General features: G+C 59.4%; 20 protein-coding genes and 1 tRNA gene. 7 read left to right on the plus strand and 14 right to left on the minus strand.

Translation table 11 applies throughout. The features are described from left to right. The first annotated feature begins 108 nt into the window (after nt 1-108). Complete coding sequence (locus tag ACOI8A_RS25555) at nt 109-969, plus strand: LysR substrate-binding domain-containing protein (protein ID WP_420650303.1); 861 nt, start codon at nt 109-111, stop codon at nt 967-969. Here the strand turns inward: ACOI8A_RS25555 and ACOI8A_RS25560 are convergent. Beyond that, nucleotides 932-1873: a LysR family transcriptional regulator gene (locus ACOI8A_RS25560; RefSeq protein WP_420650302.1), complete on the minus strand. Its 942-nt coding sequence runs from the start codon at nt 1871-1873 to the stop codon at nt 932-934. The two genes, ACOI8A_RS25555 and ACOI8A_RS25560, sit on opposite strands and share 38 nt — an antisense overlap. 121 nt (nt 1874-1994) lie before the next feature. On the opposite strand from ACOI8A_RS25560, the gene ACOI8A_RS25565 reads away from it, so the two are divergent. From ACOI8A_RS25565 to ACOI8A_RS25575, 3 genes are all read left to right on the plus strand, one after another. Beyond that, the gene (locus tag ACOI8A_RS25565; RefSeq protein WP_420650301.1) at nt 1995-2402 is read left to right on the plus strand and encodes a RidA family protein; all 408 of its coding nucleotides are present in this window, start codon (nt 1995-1997) and stop codon (nt 2400-2402) included. 85 nt (nt 2403-2487) lie between these two features. Continuing rightward, nucleotides 2488-2697 (plus strand): hypothetical protein, encoded by a 210-nt coding sequence (locus tag ACOI8A_RS25570; protein ID WP_420650300.1) that lies wholly within the window; start codon nt 2488-2490, stop codon nt 2695-2697. Nucleotides 2698-2890: 193 nt separating this feature from the next. Further along, a tRNA-Gln gene (locus tag ACOI8A_RS25575) sits at nt 2891-2965 on the plus strand. Between the two features lie 260 nt (nt 2966-3225). On the opposite strand, the gene ACOI8A_RS25580 is transcribed toward ACOI8A_RS25575, so the two are convergent. Next, the gene (locus ACOI8A_RS25580; RefSeq protein ID WP_420650299.1) at nt 3226-3867 is read right to left on the minus strand and encodes an ATPase; all 642 of its coding nucleotides are present in this window, start codon (nt 3865-3867) and stop codon (nt 3226-3228) included. Between the two features lie 167 nt (nt 3868-4034). On the opposite strand from ACOI8A_RS25580, the gene ACOI8A_RS25585 reads away from it, so the two are divergent. Then, the gene (locus tag ACOI8A_RS25585; protein WP_420650298.1) at nt 4035-4268 is read left to right on the plus strand and encodes a hypothetical protein; all 234 of its coding nucleotides are present in this window, start codon (nt 4035-4037) and stop codon (nt 4266-4268) included. A 58-nt stretch (nt 4269-4326) separates the two neighbouring features. On the opposite strand, the gene catA is transcribed toward ACOI8A_RS25585, so the two are convergent. The 9 genes from catA to ACOI8A_RS25630 form a co-directional block, all read right to left on the minus strand. Next, nucleotides 4327-5226 (minus strand): catechol 1,2-dioxygenase, encoded by a 900-nt coding sequence (gene catA / locus ACOI8A_RS25590; RefSeq protein WP_420650297.1) that lies wholly within the window; start codon nt 5224-5226, stop codon nt 4327-4329. A gap of 41 nt (nt 5227-5267) precedes the next feature. Beyond that, entirely contained in the window at nt 5268-5558 is a 291-nt protein-coding gene (gene catC / locus ACOI8A_RS25595) for a muconolactone Delta-isomerase (protein WP_420650296.1), read from the minus strand. 18 nt (nt 5559-5576) lie between these two features. Further along, nucleotides 5577-6698, minus strand: a complete 1122-nt coding sequence (locus ACOI8A_RS25600; protein WP_420650295.1) for a muconate cycloisomerase family protein — start codon at nt 6696-6698, stop codon at nt 5577-5579. Nucleotides 6699-6720: 22 nt separating this feature from the next. Beyond that, nucleotides 6721-7482: a 1,6-dihydroxycyclohexa-2,4-diene-1-carboxylate dehydrogenase gene (locus ACOI8A_RS25605; RefSeq protein WP_420650294.1), complete on the minus strand. Its 762-nt coding sequence runs from the start codon at nt 7480-7482 to the stop codon at nt 6721-6723. A gap of 191 nt (nt 7483-7673) precedes the next feature. Next, nucleotides 7674-8684, minus strand: coding sequence for a benzoate 1,2-dioxygenase electron transfer component BenC (gene benC / locus ACOI8A_RS25610; RefSeq protein WP_420650293.1), 1011 nt, complete (start codon nt 8682-8684; stop codon nt 7674-7676). Nucleotides 8685-8704: 20 nt separating this feature from the next. Next, complete coding sequence (benB, locus tag ACOI8A_RS25615; RefSeq protein ID WP_420650292.1) at nt 8705-9193, minus strand: benzoate 1,2-dioxygenase small subunit; 489 nt, start codon at nt 9191-9193, stop codon at nt 8705-8707. Beyond that, complete coding sequence (gene benA / locus ACOI8A_RS25620; RefSeq protein ID WP_420650291.1) at nt 9190-10548, minus strand: benzoate 1,2-dioxygenase large subunit; 1359 nt, start codon at nt 10546-10548, stop codon at nt 9190-9192. The genes benB and benA overlap by 4 nt, the downstream gene beginning before the upstream one ends. Nucleotides 10549-10708: 160 nt before the next feature. Continuing rightward, a complete protein-coding gene (locus ACOI8A_RS25625) occupies nt 10709-11665 on the minus strand; it encodes an AraC family transcriptional regulator (protein ID WP_420650290.1) in 957 nt (318 codons plus the stop codon). Between the two features lie 140 nt (nt 11666-11805). Further along, complete coding sequence (locus tag ACOI8A_RS25630) at nt 11806-13932, minus strand: TonB-dependent receptor family protein (RefSeq protein ID WP_420650289.1); 2127 nt, start codon at nt 13930-13932, stop codon at nt 11806-11808. A gap of 177 nt (nt 13933-14109) precedes the next feature. Here ACOI8A_RS25630 and ACOI8A_RS25635 point away from each other — a divergent pair, with 177 nt between their 5' ends. Together ACOI8A_RS25635 and ACOI8A_RS25640 are read left to right on the plus strand one after the other, a co-directional pair. Next, entirely contained in the window at nt 14110-14946 is an 837-nt protein-coding gene (locus tag ACOI8A_RS25635; protein ID WP_420650288.1) for an AraC family transcriptional regulator, read from the plus strand. 50 nt (nt 14947-14996) lie between these two features. Then, on the plus strand, nt 14997-15593 hold the full coding sequence (locus tag ACOI8A_RS25640) for a LysE family translocator (RefSeq protein ID WP_420650287.1): 597 nt from the start codon (nt 14997-14999) through the stop codon (nt 15591-15593). 13 nt (nt 15594-15606) lie between these two features. On the opposite strand, the gene ACOI8A_RS25645 is transcribed toward ACOI8A_RS25640, so the two are convergent. The 3 genes from ACOI8A_RS25645 to ACOI8A_RS25655 all read right to left on the minus strand — a co-directional run bounded on the left by ACOI8A_RS25645 (nt 15607) and on the right by ACOI8A_RS25655 (nt 19066). After that, entirely contained in the window at nt 15607-15888 is a 282-nt protein-coding gene (locus tag ACOI8A_RS25645) for a hypothetical protein (RefSeq protein ID WP_420650286.1), read from the minus strand. Nucleotides 15889-16008: 120 nt separating this feature from the next. Further along, nucleotides 16009-16644, minus strand: coding sequence for an isochorismate family cysteine hydrolase YcaC (ycaC, locus tag ACOI8A_RS25650; RefSeq protein WP_420650285.1), 636 nt, complete (start codon nt 16642-16644; stop codon nt 16009-16011). 226 nt (nt 16645-16870) lie between these two features. Next, complete coding sequence (locus ACOI8A_RS25655; protein WP_420650284.1) at nt 16871-19066, minus strand: OsmC domain/YcaO domain-containing protein; 2196 nt, start codon at nt 19064-19066, stop codon at nt 16871-16873. Nucleotides 19067-19218: the final 152 nt, after the last annotated feature.

Genomic DNA, 19218 nt, shown 5'->3' on the forward strand with positions numbered 1-19218 from the left:
TGTTCAATCAAATCCGCCTGTGCGGCATTGATGTGTATGCTACGGGCGGCAAAACCGGCGAACAAACGATGGATTTAGCGGATAAATGATTAGCGGAGCTTATCGATCATGCTTAAACACTGGCCACCCCTGAGTTCCCTGCGCGGTTTCGAAGCGGCCGCTCGGCTGGGCAGTTTTCACAAGGCCGCCGACGAGTTGAACCTGACTCAATCTGCGATCAGCCAGCAGATCCGCAGCCTTGAGGCGTATCTGGAGCAACCGCTGTTTCATCGCAGCGGACGCAGCGTCGCCCTGACCGACGCCGGCCATGATTTGCTCAGCACTACGCAGGCGATGCTGCAGCAACTGGCGGTCGGCATCCGCCGGCTCGGCCAATATCAGAAGCCCAATCAACTGGTGCTCAACACCACGCCCGCGTTCGCCCGTCATTGGTTGTTGCCACGACTGGGGGAGTTTCGACGGCAGCACCCGGATGTCGATCTGTGGATTTTCAGCACCGATGAAGTGCCAGACATGGCCACGCAAACCATCGATCTGGCGGTGCGCGACGACATCAGTTCGCAGGCTGAATGCAGCTTTAAAGTGCTTTATGCGGATCGGCTGTATCCGGCGTGTCATCCGAGCCTTTTGCAGGTGCCCGCACAACAGCGCACCACCCTGCACGGTGAGCGGGAAATGGACTGGAGTCATTGGGCGGTCGAAGCCGGGATCGATGTTGGACAGCAGGATCAGGGGCTGAATTTTTCTGACCCGGGATTGTTGCTGGACGCGGCTTGCAGCGGACTTGGCATTGCACTGGTCAGCCAGTTGCTCAGTCGTCAGGCACGGGAAAACGGCCTGCTGCAACCTTTGGTCGAGGACACCATTCGCGGGCCGAACTGGGCGCTGCTGACCCACCGCGACAACGAGCACGACCCGATGGCGCGCAGCTTTACCGAGTGGCTGCTGAGTAACCTGGCCGATGCATGACCGGCGCATGCCGCGCCATGACTTCGGCAACCCAGTCGATGAACACCCGCAGTTTCAGGCTGATATGGCGGTTCGGCGGATAGGCGATGTACAGCGGCATCGGGTCGAGTTGCCAGTCTTCGAACAACGGCACCAGAGCGCCGCGCGCCTCGTGGGCCTTGGACATGTATTTGGGTAGCCACAGCACGCCAAGCCCGGCGAGACCAGCCGACAGGTAGGCATTGCCGTCATCCACCGCCAGCACGTGGCGACCTTTGATTTGCAGGTTTTCGCTGTGATTGTGCAGCGCATACGGCACCGGCTTACCGGTGCGCGCCCAGAGGAACCCGACCACGCGGTGATGCGAGTCTTCCAGCTCTCGCGGATGCTCAGGCGTGCCGGCGCGCTTGAGGTAACTGGGCGCAGCGAACACGCCGAGTTGCAGATCAGCCACCCGTCGCGCCATCAACGATTGATCGAGCAACTCACCGCCGCGCACCACGCAATCGACGTTCTCATCAATGATGTCGACGATGCGGTCGCTGACGCCCATGTCGATCTGAATGTCCGGATAGCGCGCGCAGAATTCCGGCAGCGCTGGCACCAGAATCAGGTTGGCCAACGGACTCGGCACATCAACCCGCAGGCGCCCCTTGGGCTGCGCCGATGCGCCGGACAGACTGGTATCGGCATCGTCCATCTCGGCGAGGATTCTGATCACCCGCTGGTAATACGCCGCACCGTCCGCCGTCGCGTTGACCTTGCGCGTGGTGCGGTTGAGCAACTTGACCCGCAGGCGCGCTTCCAACTGCTGCACCAGATGCGTCACGGTGGTCTTGCTCATGTGCAGGGTTTCGGCGGCTTTGGTGAAGCTGCCCGCCTCCACTACTCGAGCGAAGGCTTGCATCGCGTCAAAACGGTCCATATCCAACCCCTGAATGCGGCTCGATTGTTTGGGATTTCCAAACAGTGAGCGCCAAGGTTGCTGGTTTATCGCGCGGATGCAAGTCCCTAAAGTCTTCTCAACACCTTGAAGGAGACTCCCCATGACGCTTTCTACAACAAAACGCGACGTAGTTTTTCCACCCGGCCGTCAGGCACTCTATGAACGCAACCGTTACTCGCCGGCCGTGCGCTCCAACGGTTTTCTGTTTGTCTCCGGGCAAGTCGGCAGTCATGAAGACGGCTCGCCGGAACCTGACTTGCAACAACAGGTGCGCCTGGCGTTCACCAACCTCAATGCAGTGCTCGGCGCCGCCGGTTGCAGTTTCGACGATGTGGTGGACGTGACCGTGTTCATGGTCGATCCGCAATCGACGTTCGAAACCATATGGGAAGTAGTGCCGGAATTCTGGGGCGAGGCGCCGTTCCCGAATATCACCGCGGTCGGTGTGACGTGGCTGTATGGCTTTCAGTTCGAGATCAAAGTCATCGCGAGACTGCCCGAGGAATAATCAGCGGGCACAGACTCCCCGGCAAAAAACTCGAACTCGCGTGCCGTCGCTGTATCCAACGTTTAAGCCAACGGAGGAATTCAACATGAACAGCGACGACAACCAAACCCAGGCCAGCGATGCATCCGGCAAACCGGTGAATGTAGTTGAGCGCGATCTGCAGGACCCGGAAGATGACACCCGCGCCGTGGATGAGGTGATTACGCCCACCTCTATTCGTACCAAAGAGCAGGAAGCCGAGGAGTTGCAGCGCAAAACCGCAGAAATCGAACGCAAGGTTGCCGATGGCAATTGACCGGTGGGGGCCGCTTTACGGCCCCTTTTTGCATCCTCAAGTGTCTGAAAATGCGGTGTTTGAGCCGGCCATGGAAATAAGTAGCTGTTTTTCTTCAAATTTATTCATCTCAGGGCTTCACAGATGGCAAGAACGCTGGTAAATTGCCGCCCACTCGAGCAGAGGCCCACACAGGGCTGACAGCAACGGTTACAGGGGCGTCGCCAAGCGGTAAGGCAGCAGGTTTTGATCCTGCCATGCGTTGGTTCAAATCCAGCCGCCCCTGCCATTTTTTTCCTCGTTTCACCCTCCTCCAGCTTTCCCTCGTCTTATCCTCTGTTTACTTCTTCTTGTTTACGTAATTACTTCATCGTTTAAAACATTCGCCAAAAATTCAAAAGCTCGCAGCGTGCCGCAGCGCCTACACATTCATCTGTAGGATCTGCGGCACGCTGCGAGCTTTTTTGCGCCCAAAAAAAGCCCCGCACTTGGCGGGGCAAAAAATTGGTTGGTTGCGGCCAACCAAAGGAGCATCTTCAGAAATCTTCCTCAGCCAGCGCTGACCAGGGACTTGAGCGAATCATCGAACTGTTTCAGTGCAGTCAGTTGCAGATCCCGCTGCTGGGCGATCTGCGCGGCAATTTCGGGGGCAGCCTTGTTGTGTACCCACACCGATGGCATCTGTTTCTCGACCGCGCCTTTGGCCTTGCCGATGTATTGCAGGTCGGCGTCGTAGAAGCGTGCGGCAAACCGCGCTTCGACCTGGTTGTTGCGCTGGGTCAGCAAGCGGTTGTGCGTATCGAGCATCACCACCACGTCCGGGTGCGCCTGCACCAGAGCATCGAGGTTGTCGTAGACGGTCACCGAGAGAAACTGCTGTTGCAGCGAACTGGTCAGCCAGTCGATGGCCAGTTCCGGATCGGAGCTGTCGATGAAGGCCTCGCGAATCCGGGCATCGAGCGCATCTTTGGCGCCGTTCACCGCCACATCGTGGTAGCGCTCAAGGTATTGCAGATCGTCCAGGGTGTTGTCGCTGTACAGCACACCGACTGTTTGCGAATGCTGAAGTGCGGCGCTGCTGGCGGTGATCGGCAACAAATGACATGACTGAGCGTTATCGGCATACACCGATGTTGCGGTCATCCCGCTCATCAGCAGGGCAATGGCAGCCAGTCGGGTCATGATGTTCATCGCGCAATTCCTTCAGCAGCGTTTTCGATGGAGCCAAGTTTGTGCTCATCGCCCACAAAGCAGAACTTGCGATTCTTGATGATCACTATTGCTTGAACCGATAGTTGCCCGGCGTGCAGACTGCGAGACAGTCGATAACAAGCCAAACAATCCTGGGGGGAATACCCATGCGAACCTTTGATCTGATCCGCGATGCCGTCCTGCCCGAATATCGTGAGCGGGTCGCTGAATATCTGGTGGAATACGAAAGCGTGCTGCTCGATGACGCTGCGGACGCCGGGCTGGTGTCGGCTGTGGCAAATCAGTTGCGTGGCTACTTGCGCGGTTTGAACACCACGCGTGTGCTGGGCATGGCCGATTGGGAAGAGCTGGATCGACGGGTCGAGGAAACCTGGCTCTGAGTCACGAGATTGCGCAGGAGCCGAACGTCAGCTCCTGCAAGGATTCAGGCAGGCTTTGTTAAACCTGCAACGCCCGTGGTCGCTGGCTGCGCTGTTCAGCCCCAGCATCCGGCGCCTGCTGCAACTGGAAGTCGAACTTTAGCTCGGCAACGCCCTCACGAAACACCACCTCACCCACCAACCCTTCCCGCGTGGCATAAGCAAAGTCATCCCACAAATACTTGTCCCCGGACAAATTGATCTGCGTGGTCAGATGCCGATGCCCCGGCGCCGAGATAAAGAAATGCACATGTGCCGGCCGCTGCCCGTGCCGCCCCAGCAAATCCAGACATTCCTGCGTCGGCCCCTGCGGGTCGCAGCCATAGCCGGACGGCACGATGCTGCGCGCGCGGTAGCGGCCATCGGCGTCGGTGATGATGCGTCGACGCAGGTTGTATTCGGACTGGCTTTGATCGAAGAACGAATAGGTGCCCTTGGTATTGGCGTGCCACAGATCAACCGTGGCACCGGCCAGCGGTTGGCCGTTTGGATCAAATACCTGGCCTTCAACCAACATCACGGTGGCGACGCCCTCCTCGCTGCCGTCATCCATTCGGCACTCTCCTTCGAACAGCGGCGCGCCAGCCACGTACAGTGGGCCTTCGATGGTGCGCGGCGTGCCGCCAGTCAGCCCGATCTGCGCGTCTTTGGCGTCTTGCAGAAGGTCGAGAAAGTGCTCGATGCCAAGACCGGCCACCAGCAGTCCGGCTTCAGAACGGCCGCCGAGTCGATTTACATAGTCGACGGCTTTCCAGAACTCGTCCTCGCTGATCTCAAGGTCTTCAATGATTTTCGCGGTGTCCTGCAACACGCGCAGGACGATGTTTTTCAGGCGCGAGCTGCCGTCGTCGTTGGTAAAACCTGCGGCTTGTTCGAAGAACGTTTGCAGCTCGGCGGTGTGGGCAATTTTCACGGTCATGGTAGTCACCTCATCTTGTTGTTATGGGCTTCAGTTCGGACTCAGCGGTCGTCGGAATGGATCGACGAGGGATGGCGGCACAGGCCGTCGATCTCGATCTGCATGTACGGGAACAGCGGCAGCAGCATCAGGGTGTCGTGCAGCGCTTCGACACTCGGCAGATCGAACACGCTGTAATTGGCGTAGTGCCCGGCGATGCGCCACAGATGCCGCCACTGGCCTTCGCGTTGCAGACGCTGGGCGAGTTCTTTCTCATCGGCCTTGAGCCGGGTCGCCACGGCCGGGTCCATGTCGAGGGGCAATTTCACGGTCATTTTTACGTGGAACAGCATGGTGTCTCCTTGGCGAGATCAGTGGCGGCGAAAACGCGCCAGACGTTCTTCATCCAGCGTCAGGCCGAGGCCCGGGGTGCGTGGGATGTGCAGCTGAAAATCGTGGTACTGCGGGGCTTCGGTGACGATGTCTTCGGTCAGCAACAGCGGGCCGAACAGCTCGGTATCCCAGGTCAGTTGCTTGAGCGTGAGAAAGGCATGCGCCGAGGCCAGCGTGCCGACCGAGCCTTCGAGCATGGTGCCGCCGTACAGCGCGATACCGGCGGCTTCGGCGATCTGCGCGGTACGCAGTACGGCACGCGGGCCACCGTTTTTGGCGATTTTCAGCGCGAATACGCTGGCCGCGCCGTCCGCTGCGAGGCTGAAAGCGTCCTCGACACTTTCAATCGATTCGTCGGCCATGATCGGCGCCGGGCTGCGTTGATTCAGACGGATCTGTCCGGAGCGATTGAACCGCGAGATCGGCTGTTCGATCAGGTCGATGCCGTTGTCGCCGAGTACCTGACAGCCGCGAATCGCCTGGGATTCGTCCCAGTACTGATTGACGTCAACCCGCACACTGGCGCGGTCGCCCAAGGCTTGCTTGATCGCGATGACGTGCGTGAGGTCTTGTTCGAGTGGATTGGCACCGATCTTCAGTTTGAAGATTCGATGGCGGCGCAGATCAAGCATCTGTTCGGCTTCGGCAATGTCGCGCGCGGTGTCGCCGCTGGCCAGAGTCCAGGCCACTTCAAGGCTGTCGCGCACGCGGCCGCCGAGCAGTTCGCTGACTGGCAGGCCGAGACGTTTGCCCTGTGCGTCGAGCAGCGCGCTTTCGATACCGGATTTGGCGAAAGTGTTGCCCTTGGCCAGCTTGTCCAGCCGCTGCATGGCGGCGTTGATGTTGCCCGCATCCATGCCGATCAGCGCTGGCGCCAGATGCGCGTCAATGTTGGCCTTGATACTTTCCGGGCTTTCGTAACCGTAAGCCAGACCGCCAATGGTGGTGGCTTCGCCGATGCCTTCGACGCCGTCGCTGCAGCGCAGACGCAGGATTACCAGCGTCTGTTTCTGCATGGTGTGCATCGCCAGTTTGTGCGGGCGGATGGTGGGCAGGTCGACGATGGTGGTCGACAGGCTTTGGATCAGGATTCGCTGCATTTGAGTGTCCATTCAGAGGGTCTCAACCGAGATCGCCGCCACCGACCGGCAGGGTCACGCCGGTGATGTAGGCAGCGTCATCGGAGGCCAGAAACAGGATCGGCGCGACTTGTTCGTCGATGGTTGCGTAGCGTTTCATCAGGCTGCTATCGAGGGTTTGCGCGACGATTTGCTGATACCAGGCCTTCTCTTGCGTCGACTGTTCGGCGGCGTTGCGCGGAATCCGCCGTGGCGGTGCTTCGGTGCCGCCGGGTGCCGTGGCGTTGACCCGAATCCCGCGCTCGGCGTTTTCGAAAGCGAGGCACGCGGTCAGCGCGTTGATGCCGCCCTTGGCCGCACCGTAAGGCACGCGGTTCAGGCTGCGCGTGGCAATCGACGACACGTTGACGATGGCGCCGCGGCCCTGCTTGAGCATGTACGGCAGCGCCGCGTGGCAGCACCACAGCGTAGGGAACAGCGAGCGGCGTACTTCGGCTTCGATCTCCTCTACCGCGTAATGCTCGAACGGCTTGGCCCAAATGGTGCCGCCGACGTTGTTGATCAGCACGTCGAGCCGGCCGAAAGCGTTGATGGCCGCAGCCATCACCCGAGCGCAATCGGTGTATTGCTCAAGGTCGGCGGTCAGCGACAGCACGCCCGCGCCTTGTAGTTCGTGGACTAGTTCGGAACGGTCAACAGCGATCACTTGCGCGCCCTCTTCCAGCATGCGTTCGCACACTCGACGCCCGATGCCCTGCGCCGCGCCGGTGACCAGCGCGATTTTGTTGGCAAATCTGTTGCTCATGACAACCTCGAAATAAATTGAGCATCACACCGCTCTTTGTGGCGAGGGAGCTTGCTCCCGCTGGGTCGCGAAGCGGCCCCCGCTGTTCAAAAGCCAAAGAGCCGGGCCTGCTGCGCAGTCCAGCGGGAGCAAGCTCCCTCGCCACAGGGAATGCCTGCACCAGTAGAATCAGTGCTGGATCAAAAAGAATGTCAGGCAGCGGCCGCGAATTTCTCGTAGTAGAAATTTGCCGGGGTGATGCCCTGCTCCCGGATGTATTGGCTGACCGCTTCGACCATCGGCGGCGGGCCGCACAGGTACACATCAACGTCGCCCTGGTTGAGGTGACGCGGCTCGATGTGCTGGGTGACGTAGCCCTTGAGCGGGTGCTGGCTCTGCGGGTTGGCCACGCAGGCGCCGAAACTGAAGTTGGCAATGCGTGCGGCGAAGGCTTCGAGGCGATCCAGTTCGACCAGATCGAAATCGTTGGTCACGCCGTAGATCAGATGTACCGGGTATGCGCTGCCGTGCTCGGCGATTTTTTCCAGCATCGCGGTGAACGGCGCCAGTCCGGTGCCTCCCGCCAGCAACAACAGCGGCCGCTTGATCTCGCGCAGATAGAAACTGCCCAAAGGCCCGGCCAGATTGATGTTGTCGCCAGCCTTGGCCAGCCCGGTGAGAAAGCTGCTCATCAAACCGCCGGGAACATTGCGAATCAGGAAGCTGACCTCGCCGTCCTTCTGCAACGAGCTGAAGGAATAAGCGCGGGTCTGCTCGCTGCCCGGCACTTGCAGGTTGACGTACTGGCCCGGCAAGAACGCCAGTTTGCTCAGGGCTTCGCCCTTGATCGACAGCGCAATGGTGCTCTCGGAGAGCTGGCGCACATCGCTGATCGATGCCTGGAAGCTCGCCTGTTCGGTCTTGCACACTTGCGAGCCGACCGGCACACGCACTACGCAATCGCTCTCGGCGCGCATCTGGCAGGTCAGCACGTAGCCTTGTGCGAGTTCGTCAGGGCTGAGAGCGTCTTCGATGAAGTTGTCGCCCATGGCATAACGCCCGGCCTCGGCAAAGCATTTGCAGGTGCCGCAAGCGCCGTCGCGGCAGTCCAGCGGGATGTTGATGCCTTGGCGATACGCCGCGTCGGCAACGCTTTCGAGGCCGCTGGCCTCGATGAAACGGGTGACCCCGTCTTCAAAATTCAGTGCGATCTGGAAACTCATGGTGCACCTCGTCGTGTCGACTAGATGTGATAGATGTCGATGACCTGACGGACGTAATCGTTCTTCAGCACGACTTTCTTGGCCTTGATCAGCGGCTGCTCACCGCGCACATCCAGGGTGTAGAAACTCGTGCCGAAGTAGCTGTCAGTGACCTGATAGCGAAAGCTCAAGGTGTGCCAGTTGAAGCGCACCTGGCACTGGCCGTCGCCGTGCTCGACGATCTCGATGTTGCTCAGATTGTGCGAGGTGCGGGTGTCGGGCATGGTCGCGCTGGAGCGCTCGGTCTTGATCCGGAACACCCGGTCTTCGAGGCCGCCACGGTTGCCGTACCAGATCAGCGAGATTTCGCTTTGCGGGTCTTCGGTCAGGCTGTCGTTGTCGTCCCAGGCGGGCATCCAGAAACTCGCGTCGGCGCTGTACAACTCCAGCCACTGATCCCATTGGCCGTCATCCAGAGAACGCGCTTCGCGGTAGAGGAAATCGCGCACGGTTTCGTAGAGGCTGTTCATTGCACGGCCTCCACTGGGATCAGATCTGCTTCGCTCGCGGCAGCCTTGAGCATGGTTTCCTGCCAGTACTTGTGTTGCAGCACGAACAGGCCTTCGTCTTCGGTGCGCATGCCGGAAAGCAGCGGTTTGAGGTCGATTTCCTCGGCCGCCGGATCCGCGCCTTCGACCCAGTGCGTAGCGCCACGCGACATGTCGTTCCAGCCGCGCCCGGCACCGTAACCGGTCTGGCACGAACGGAATTCTTCCAGATCATCCGGGGTAGCCATGCCGCTGACGTTGAAGAAATCTTCGTATTGGCGAATGCGTTTGGTGCGCGCTTCGGCGCTCTCGCCCTTCGGCGCGATGCAGTAGATGGTGATCTCGGTCTTGTCCACGGAGATCGGCCGCGCGATGCGGATCTGCGAACTGAACTGATCCATCAGATACACGTTCGGGTACAGGCACAGGTTGCGCGAGTTCTCGATCATCCAGTCAGCGCGCGCCTGGCCGAAATCACGCGCCAGTTCATCACGGCGCTCGTAGGCCGGACGATCCTCGGGGTTGGCCCAACGCGTCCACAGCAGCAGATGGCCGTGATCGAACGAGTAGAAACCGCCGCCCTTCTTCGCCCAACTGCCAGCGCTCATGGTTTTGATTTGTTCGCCGGCTTCACGCTGCTGGCGCTGGTTTTGCGTGGCCGCGTAGTTCCAGTGCACCGAGCTGACGTGGTAACCATCAGCACCATTTTCGGCGGTGAGTTTCCAGTTGCCCTCGTAGATGTAAGAGCTGGAACCGCGCAACACTTCCAGGCCTTCGGGCGACTGATCGACGATCATGTCGATGATCTTCGCCGATTCGCCGAGGTGCTCAGCGAGAGTTTTCACATCGGCATTCAAGCTGCCGAACAGGAAGCCGCGGTAGGACTCGAAACGCGCAACCTTGGTCAGGTCATGCGAGCCTTCGCAATCGAACGCCGCCGGATACCCAGCCTCGCTCGGGTCTTTGACCTTGAGCAGCTTGCCGCTGTTGTTGAACGTCCAGCCGTGAAACGGACAGGTGTAGCTGGAGCGGTTGCCGGACTTGTGCCGGCAGAGCATGGCGCCGCGATGGCTGCAGGCGTTGAGGAATGCGTTGAGCACACCGTCCTTGTTGCGCGCGATAAAGATCGGCTGGCGCCCCATGGTGGTGGTCAAAAAATCGTTGTTGTTGGGGATCTGGCTTTCGTGGGCAAGGTAAATCCAGTTGCCTTCGAAGATGTGCGCCATCTCCAGTTCGAACAGCCGTGGATCGGTGAACATCTCCCGCTTGCAGCGGTAGGCGCCCTTCTCGGGGTCTTCTTCGAGCATGGCATTTAAGTAGTCGATTCCCAGGGACATGGCCAGGGCCTCCATTGTTATTGTTCAGTTCAGGCCAGGTCAGATTAGGCAGGCGATACGCGGGGCAATAGCCGAATCCTGCAGATCGCTATCCGTTTTGCGCAGGATGGCGAAGCAGGTTGTTCAGCGTGTTTCGGAGGGGATTTTTGGCGGGGATGGTTCAGTGGCGGCGTTTGAAAGTCTGCGACGGCAATTCGCCGAACTGCTGGCGATAGCTTTCGGAGAAACGCCCGAGGTGCAGGAAGCCGTAATCCAGCGCCAGCTCGGTGAGGTTGCGCACCGGGCAGCTCGGATCAGTCAGGCAGGCGTGGATGCGCTCCAGTTTGCGCTGGCGGATGTACTGCATCGGCGTCACGCCGAGTTGGCGTTCGAACAACGCGTACAGCGAACGCGGACTGATGCTCGCCTGCTGGGCCAAGTGCTCGGCGGGCAAGTCGTGCTTCAAATTACGTTCGATGTAATCGAGGATCCGTTCAAAACTGACGTTCGGCGAATTCAGGCATTCGCGGCTGACGTTGGTGCTCATCAGCGAAATCAGCTTGCTGCCGATGATCTGCGCGTAGTGCTCTTGCACACGCAGTAACGGATCGCTGGCCTCGGCTTCCTGACAAATCATGCCCAACAAATTGGTGAAACCTTCAAGCTCGTCGAGCCGATAGTGATTGCGCAGAAAACGAATGCCCCGCGATGGACGCAGCCAACGCTGTTCGTCGCACACCGACTCAAGCACGCTGACCGGGACTTTGAGGATGAATTTCTCGCAATCGTCGGAATAAGTCAGGTCCACCGGATCATCCGGGTTGATCAATAACAACTCGCCCGGCACCAGATGATGTTCACGCTTGTGCCCGCGCCACAGGCAATTGCCTTGCAGCAGGACTTGCAGGTGATAGACGGTTTCCAGCGCCTCGGAGGTAACGCGCACGCTGCCGCCGTAGCTGATACGGCACAGATCGAGGTCGGCGAGTTTGCGATGATTGAGGCTGGCTTGCGGATGAGCGGTTTTCGATAGCCCAATGAAATGCTGGCCGACGTGCTGATTCACATAGTCGGAGACGGCATACGGGTCAGCGTGATGGAACACGCTGCTGCGGTCGCTCAACAGGCGACTGTCCATGGGCGAGGCACTCGATCTTGTCGTTATGGTGGTGGTCACGGTTTGCGCCATCACCGGTCACAGTACGCTTGAGAGTCGAGGGGGGCAATTGGGGTGTGCGCTGATCGAACGTTTTTATGACCAGCGCACTGGGGCCTCGGTTACCGCAAACTCCACGACACCCCGACATACATCGCCATGCCCTCCCCCGGCGTCGACCTTGCGGCATCCAGACCTTTGTCGTCATAACCCGGCGTGACGGTAGCGGCGTAGTGTTTGTCGGTCAGGTTGCGCATGTCCAGCCAGGTTTGCCAGTCGCCTTTGGGCGCGTTGTAGCCGAGTGTCGCGCCGAATGTCGCGTACGGATCGGCGTAGTAGCTGTTGGCGTAATCCACCGCGACTTTGGACACCAGTTGCGTGTTGACCGCGGCGAAGAAGCCTTGCGGGAAGTCGTAGCGCAGTTCGCCTTGGTAGTAATGCATCGGCAGGCCCGGCAGGCGGTTGTCGCCGAAGCGCTGGTCGTCGCGGTAGTGGAAGTCGCTGAAGGTGTAGGCCTGGCGCAGGCTGAGTTTGCCGCCATCGTTGGCTGACCACAGGTTGCTTTGCAGGCTGGCTTCAACGCCTTGGTGCACGGTCGGGCTGGCGTTGAGTTCGTAGGGCGTAGTGGCGTTGGCGTCGGGCAGCACCGAGAGCAATTCGTGGCGCACTTGCGCGTAGTACCAGGCCAGGCTCCATTCGCCGATTACGCTGTCGCCGCGACCGCCAAGTTCAAGGGTGGTCGCGGTCTGGTTTTGCAGCTTGACCGGATCGCGTTGCGCGCCAGTGGCGACGCCGCTGCCGGCCGGGAAGCGGATGTTAGAGCTGTAGATCAGCGACCACGGATGCGGCGCCTCAACTGAGCGGCTGAGGTTGCCGAACAATTGCAGATCGGGTGTCAGTTGATAGCGCAGGCCCAGACGCGGTGCGTAATCCCAGTCATTCATGCTGGTTTTACCGCCATTGGCCGGATAGGTCACGGCGCTTTCACGGCGGGTGTAGATCGCGGCGAGGCCGGTGGTCAGCCAAAGGTCATCGGCGATTTCCAGGTCATTGCCAAAGTGCAAGACAGTGTCCGATCCTTGATAGGTGAAGTTGCGAATAGGCGTGCCCGGCGCGTAGCCGGCGGTGTTGCCGGTGGGGATCCGCACAAGTTCGCTGGCGCCGGCATTCGGCAGGTGTTTGGTGACGCGCAGGCCGACGGTGCTGCGGCTTTCGAGTCCCCAAAGCGTGTCGCGACGCTTGTAGTCGAAGGTGCCGCTGACATCGCTGTAGGCGACTTTCAGGCGATTCGGGCCTTCGCGCAAATCCATCGGATAGTCGTGATAGACAAGCCCGGTCTGGATGCTTGAATCGTCATCGATGTAGTACGTGGTTTTGTTGCCGATGAAGGTGCTACCCGGCTGATCGCGGCTGTCGTCACGCGAGACGTAAGCCGGGTTAGCGGAGCGCGGCGTGTGTTCGATCGAGTTTTTGGTTACGCGTCCGGCAAGGTCGTTTTCAGTCTCGCGATGCCGAATGTAGAAACGCGTTTCCAAGTTCGGGTTGAAGCGATAGCCGAAGTTGGCGATCACGCCTTGGCTCTGGCTGGCGGTGTGATCCTGATAGCCATCGGAGCGCGCATCAGTCACGGCCAGGTAGTAATCGAAATCACCGAGTACTTGGCCGGAGCTGATCTGCCGTTGCTGGTAACCGTGGCTGCCGGTTGCATAGCGCACTTGCAAACGCGGTGCGTCGTAGCCGGTGTGGCTGACGTAATCGACCGCCCCGCCCAACGCCAGCGCGCCTCGGTCGAAACCGTTAGCGCCGCGCAGCACCTCCACATGGTCGAGCCATAGCGGTTCAAGCAACTCATACGGCGTGCCACCAGGCCCGGTCAGTGGCAGTCCATCGAGCATCGTGTACAAACCCGAAGCATGCGCGCCGGGTGCGCGGTTGATGCCCGAGCCACGGATCGAAATCTTTACCCCTTCATTGCCCGCCGACTGCGCGTAGACGCCCGGCTGATAAGCCAGCACGTCCTGATTGCTCGCGACTTTACCCTGCAACGGGCGGCGCATATCGACCAGATTGGTGCCACCGGCAACCTGATCCAGCCGCACTTTTGCATCCTCGACCGCCTGATCTGCGCCGCTGGTTTCCTCGGCTCCGATCAGCACTTGGCCCAACTCCATGCTCTGGGCGTCAGCCATGGCCGGACAGGCAAGGGCCAGCCCCAACAATGCAGTGGGCAGGGATTTGGACGCGGGCATCGAGAAACTCCAGACATACGAGAACGGGCAATGAGAACTGCGACGTATGAAAGGACGAACGCAACACATGAGAATTTGCTTTGGCCGACCGCCAAACCTGCACAAATCTTCTAAACGGCTATTGGCAAAGCGCGGTAATTTAGCCAGCCAACCGCTTCAACGCCCCAGGAGCCTTGCGTGGACAAACGCAGCTGGATTGATCTGTCTCAGGATGCCGAAACCGGGATTGAATCAATTCGCGCGCATTTTCAGGGGCATGCCTACGATCCGCACTGGCACGACAGTTTTCTGGTGGGCGTCACCGAGCAAGGCGTGCAGCAGTTCAATTGTCGCCGGGTGCGCCATCTGAGCACGCCGGGCAAAGTGTTCATGCTCGAACCGGGGGAAATCCACGACGGGCATGCGCCGACCGAGGACGGTTTCACCTATTCGATGCTGTATCTCGATCCGCACTGGCTGGAGCGCGAACTGCACGCGTTGTTCGAGAATGCGCCGAGCAACAGTCAGCCGGGTTTTGCCGACACCTTGAGTCAGGACCCGCGCCTGAGCGTCGCGATCAATCTGGCGTTTCGCGCGTTGCATGAGGGCGATTTGCGCATCGTGCGGCAGAGCGCTGTCGACAATTTGCTCGGCGCGCTGACTGGCCACCTCGATTGGCGCAAGCGCCAGACTGTCGATCCGCGCCTGCCGCTGGTGGCGCAAGTGGCGCGCGATTATCTGCATGCGCATGCTTTCGAGGACATCGGGCTGAATGATTTGGCACGCGCTTGCGGGGTTGATCGCTTTCGTCTGACGCGTGCCTTCAAGTCAGCCTTCGGACTGGCGCCGCATGCGTATCTGATCCAACTGCGGCTGGCCAAGGCGCGACAATTGCTGGCGCGCGGCGAGTCGCCGGCGCAGGTCGCGAGCGCCCTCGGCTTCGCCGATCAAAGTCATCTGGGCCGTTGGTTTCGCCGCGCCTACCACCTGACCCCGGCGGATTACCGCAAGCGCTGCTCAAACCTTCCAGACTGAACCGCCCTGACCCGCGACCATGGCTATCTATTCATAGTGGAATGCTTGCCATGGAATCGTTGCTGCCGTTTTTGCTGTTCTCCTTCGTTGCCTCGATCACTCCCGGGCCGACCAATATTCTGGTGATGAGCCACAGTTCGCGGCGCGGCCTGACGGCGACGCTGCCGATCATTTTCTTCGCCTGTCTGGCGGCAACTTTGGTGGTGTTGGCCGTGGGCCTCGGGCTGGGCGAAACACTGCTGCAATTCCCCCGTGTGCAACAGCTGATGGCGTGGGCCGGGGTGCTCTGGTTGAGCTGGCTGGCCTGGCAGATCTTCCGCAGCGTGCCGCCATCCCTCGACCCACAGACTGCGCGCGATGACGAACTCAGCGTGTTCGGCGCCGCCCTGCTGCAAGTGATCAATCCCAAGGTGTGGATGATGGCGATTGCGGTGGCCAGCGTGTTTGCCGGCAGCGGTGACAAGACGCTGCGGATGCTGGTGTTGTCGCTGGCGTTTCTATTGGTCTGCCTGCCATGCATGACCCTTTGGGCGCTGCTTGGTGTGGGCAGTGCGCGGGCGTTGAGATCGCCACAGGCATTCAAACGCATGAACACGGGGTTGGCGGTTTTGCTGCTGGTGTCGGCGTGGTTGACTGTGTTGGTTTAGGCTTCATTGCAGGTCACTTGCACTTGGCCAAGACCACCTGACAGGTGTTCGGCGTGCCTCCGGATCTGCCGGCGTAGCGCATGCAGTTACTCAGTGATTTTTTGCGTGCCACGCTCAAGCTCGAACCCCATGCCAGCCCGCCCTCACCCACTGTCGGTAGCGCTTTGGCGTAACAGCTGTCGCCGACGTTCGAGGCTGAGTAGTGAGCGGATTTTCGAGTGCATCCAGCTGTGAACATCAGGCTGATGATGAGTATCGAGGGCAGGATCCACTTGCGTCGTGATTGGGTGTTCATCCGGTCCGCCTCTGGAATACGTGATTCTTAAGACAAAGTTTAGATCTTCTTCCACACACGCAGAGCAAAATCAAAAGATCGTCCGATCGCGGCACGCTGCGATCTTTTGATCTTTGGCGATTACGAGGCCTGACGAGCCGTCAACGCCGCATACCCATTCATCAAGTTGCGATAGTTCGGGATCCGCTGCGACAGCAAGTTACCCAGCCCTTCGATATCGTTGCGCCAGTCGCCCTGCAACTCACAGGCCACCGAGAACCAGTTCATCATCTGCGCGCCGGCCTGAGTCATGCGGTTCCATGCGGCCTGTTGCACGGTGGTGTTGAAGGTGCCGGAAGCATCGGTAACCACGAACACATCAAAGCCTTCCGCCAGCGCCGAGAGTGTCGGGAACGCTACGCACACGTCTGTCACTACGCCAGCAATGATGATCTGTTTGCGGCCGGTGGCTTTGATCGCTTTGACGAAGTCTTCGTTGTCCCACGCGTTGATCTGGCCTGGGCGAGCGATGTATGGCGCATCCGGGAACATTTCTTTGAGTTCCGGCACCAGCGGGCCGTTCGGGCCTTGTTCGAAACTGGTGGTGAGGATAGTCGGCAGGTCGAAGAACTTGGCCACATCGGCCAGGGCCAGCACGTTGTTCTTGAACTCGTTCGGCGAGAAGTCTTGAACCAGTGAAATCAGACCGGTCTGGTGGTCGACCAGCAGTACCACGGCGTCGTCTTTGTTCAGGCGGTTGTAGGTTGCAGTGCTCATGTTTGAATCCCTTTTCAAGTTATGGAAGTTTGGTTGCGTTCAACATGGGCACAGATTACTGACGCATCTGCCCGCAATAAACCGCCTGAAAAGCGTTTGACCGTCAACCTGAGCGGGACAATGCAAGTAGACGCAGCTAAAAAATTGAATCTCTCAATCCAGCCAATACCCGCACAAAACAAAAAAGCACCCGAAGGTGCTTTTTTTGTCAGCGTGATTAGCCGGATTAAGCGGTCACACCGCCGCGCGCTGCATGCAGCTTTTTATAGCTGTCGATCAGGCGCAGATGGCGGTCCAGGCCTTCCAGCTTGATGCTGGTCGGCGTCAAGCCGTAGAAGCGCACGCTGCCGTCCACCGAGCCAATCGCGGCGTCCATGCGCTCGTTGCCGAACATGCGGCGGAAGTTGGCTTCGTAGTCTTCAAGCTCCAGATCGTCGTCCAGGCCTATCTCCAGCACCGCGTTCACAGCCTGGTAGAACAAGCCGCGCTCGACAGTGTTGTCGTTGTACTGCAGGAACATTTCCACGACTTCCTTGGCCTCTTCAGTTTGGCCAAGGGCGAGCCAGATCAGCAGTTTCAGCTCAAGAATGGTCAACTGACCCCACGCAGTGTTGTCGTCGAATTCGATGCCGATCAGCGTGGTGATGTCGGTGTAATCATCCAGTTCGCTCTCGACCAGACGCTCGACCAGTGCCGCGAGTTCAGCGTCGTCGAGGCTGTGCAGGTTGAGGATGTCGGCGCGGAAGAACAGCGCTTTGTTGGTGTTATCCCAGACCAGATCTTCGACCGGGTAGATCTCCGAGTAGTCCGGCACGAGGATGCGGCAGGCGGTGGCGCCGATGTGCTCGTAGACCGCCATGTAGACTTCTTTACCCATGCCTTCGAGGATGCCGAACAGGGTCGCGGCTTCCTCGGCGTTGGAGTTTTCGCCGTTACCGGTGAAGTCCCACTCGACAAACTCGTAATTCGATTTGGAGCTGAAGAAACGCCACGACACTACGCCGCTGGAGTCGATGAAGTGCTCGACGAAGTTGTTCGGCTCGGTGACTGCGTGACCTTCAAAGGTCGGCTGCGGCAGATCGTTGAGGCCTTCGAAACTGCGGCCTTGCAGCAGTTCGGTCAGGCTGCGCTCCAGCGCCACTTCGAAGCTTGGGTGCGCGCCGAACGAGGCGAACACGCCGCCAGTGCGCGGGTTCATCAGGGTCACGCACATCACTGGGAATTCACCGCCCAACGATGCGTCCTTGACCAGCACCGGGAAGCCCTGCTCTTCAAGGCCTTGAATGCCGGCGAGAATGCTTGGGTATTTCGCCAACACTTCTGCCGGTACGTCCGGCAGCGCGAATTCGCCTTCGATGATTTCGCGTTTGACCGCGCGCTCGAAGATCTCCGACAGGCACTGCACCTGCGCTTCGGCCAGCGTGTTGCCGGCGCTCATGCCGTTGCTGAGGAACAGGTTTTCGATCAGGTTCGACGGGAAGTACACCACTTCCTTGTCGGACTGACGCACGAATGGCAGCGAAACGATGCCGCGCGCTTCATTACCGGAGTTAGTGTCGAACAGGTGCGAGCCACGCAGATCGCCTTCGCGGTTGTAAACCTTGAGGCAATGCGCGTCGAGAATTTCTGCAGGCAGTTCATCGTTAGGGCCGGGCTGGAACCAGCGCTCGTCCGGGTAATGCACGAACGGCGCGTTGGCGATGTCTTCGCCCCAGAACTGATCGTTGTAGAAGAAGTTGCAGTTGAGCCGCTCGATGAATTCGCCGAGTGCCGAGGCCAATGCGCCTTCCTTGGTCGAACCCTTGCCGTTGGTGAAGCACATCGGCGAGTGCGCGTCGCGAATGTGCAGCGACCACACGTTAGGCACGATATTGCGCCACGAAGCGATTTCGATCTTCATGCCGAGGTCGGCGAGGATGCCCGACATGTTGGCGATGGTCTGCTCCAGCGGCAGGTCCTTGCCGGCAATGAACGTGCTTGCGCCGGATGCCGAGGCCGGCATCAACAAGGCCTGGGCGTCGGCGTCGAGATTTTCCACTTCTTCAATGACGAACTCAGGCCCGGCCTGCACCACTTTCTTCACGGTGCAGCGGTCGATCGAACGCAAGATGCCTTGGCGATCTTTGTCGGAGATGTCCGCCGGCAGTTCGACCTGAATCTTGAAAATCTGGTTGTAGCGGTTTTCCGGATCGACAATGTTGTTCTGCGACAGACGAATGTTGTCGGTCGGAATATTGCGCGTGTCGCAGTACAACTTCACAAAGTAAGCCGCGCACAACGCCGACGAAGCCAGAAAGTAATCGAACGGCCCCGGCGCCGAGCCGTCACCCTTGTAGCGGATGGGCTGATCGGCGATCACCGTGAAGTCGTCGAACTTGGCTTCAAGTCGAAGGTTGTCGAGAAAGTTGACCTTGATTTCCATGCGGGAATACCAGAATAGCGAGCTACGAATTGGCCGCCATTATCCGGTTTTTCCGCTTGAAGTCTTGTGCTTTCCTGAATTCACCGCTGAATGACAGCGGTGAATTCAGGTGTTCAGCGCTTTAAAACGCCGGAACCACTTAGCCGTCATAG

The sequence above is a fragment of the Pseudomonas sp. P4795 genome (genome assembly GCF_048822895.1).
GTDB lineage: Bacteria > Pseudomonadota > Gammaproteobacteria > Pseudomonadales > Pseudomonadaceae > Aquipseudomonas.